Origin of the sequence: Phormidesmis priestleyi BC1401, assembly GCF_001650195.1 — a bacterium.
Classification (GTDB): domain Bacteria; phylum Cyanobacteriota; class Cyanobacteriia; order Leptolyngbyales; family Leptolyngbyaceae; genus Phormidesmis_A; species Phormidesmis_A priestleyi_B.
This window is the reverse complement of the sequence record NZ_LXYR01000161.1, coordinates 1-1224: the sequence shown is the minus strand read 5'-3', so window position 1 is coordinate 1224 and position 1224 is coordinate 1. Positions and strand designations below refer to the sequence as shown.

The following is a 1224-nucleotide window of genomic DNA, read 5'->3' as shown; positions in this document are numbered from 1 at the left end:
TTACCGGAATGGAGGGCTGGGGAACCCTTAAAGCCCCTGTCTTTTAAGCATGGGGATGTAAAAGGGGTTCCCGCGTGGCGGTCACGCCACAGAGTCTATTTAACTTTCTGATCAGCGATGTACTGCTTAATCACTTCTAAGGGTGCCCCTCCAACCGTCGCAACGAAGTATGAATTAGTCCACAGTGTAGGGATTCTGGACTTTAGCCAAGGGAATTCTTTTCTGAGTAAGAAACTAGAACGCCCTTTGATTGCTTTGACGATGCGATGGATACCGAACTGAGGATCACAGTCAATCAATAGATGAACGTGATCAGGCATCACCTCAAGTTCCTCAACATCAAACTTTAATTCTTTCTCTAGGTCTGCAACGATTTGCTTGAATCTTTCGTCAACTCCATTAATCAGAACATTGCGACGATACTTAGGGCAGAAAATAACGTGAAACTTGCAGCAGTAAACAATATTAGAGTTTGTCTTGAAATCTTTTCTCATCTCTCTGGAATTAGATAGATACTTGCTGTATACTAACATAAGGAGGTAAAACGAATGTTCGGATGTCAGCAAATCCTAATCAGTCCAGATAGAGAACTCAAGGCAATTCTTGAGTTTGTGTGTAGCGAGTCTGCAAAACTTTCCAATTGCGGAACGTACTATTCCCGGCAAATCTGGTTCAAGACGGGCAAGATTGTCGGCAAGTTTGATTTGCACCGTGAGATGGGCAAGAATCCCCACTTTCAAGCCCTGCATTCACAGGCTGCCCAGCAATGCTTAACCGCAGTTGCAGAGTCGTTTAAGTCCTACAAGGGACTGCTAAAAGCGGCTCAAAATGGCACGGTCACGCAACGCCCTCGATTGCCGGGATATCGTCAAGGTGGACTGGCTCTGATCACGTTCCCATCACAGGCAGTAAAGCTTAAAGCTGAGGGTCTAAGGTTCCCGCTTGGCAGCAAGGTTAAGGCTTGGTTTGGGTTGGATGCGTTCTATTTGCCCATGCCGTCAAACCTCGACTTCAAAGCGATTCGAGAGTATCGAATTCTCCCTAGAAATGGGTGCTTTTATTTAGAGCTAGTCTACAAAACAGAAACGGTTCAAGCGGATGTTAATCCGGTTCGTGCGCTGGGCATTGATCACGGCTTGAATAACTGGCTAACCTGTATCTCAAATGTAGGCACTTCGTTCATGGTGGATGGCTTGCATCTTAAGAGTCTGAATCAGTTTTATA

General features: G+C 45.5%; 2 protein-coding genes. One reads left to right on the top strand and one right to left on the bottom strand.

Features of this window, described 5'->3' with window-relative positions; translation table 11 throughout:
* Nucleotides 1-95: 95 nt before the first annotated feature.
* A complete protein-coding gene (tnpA, locus tag A8707_RS26185; protein WP_068820379.1) occupies nucleotides 96-494 on the bottom strand; it encodes an IS200/IS605 family transposase in 399 nt (132 codons plus the stop codon).
* A gap of 54 nt (nucleotides 495-548) precedes the next feature.
* Between tnpA and A8707_RS26180 the strand changes: the two genes are divergently transcribed.
* Nucleotides 549-1224: RNA-guided endonuclease InsQ/TnpB family protein (locus A8707_RS26180; protein WP_231948487.1), on the top strand; the 676-nt coding region annotated here is incomplete at its 3' end.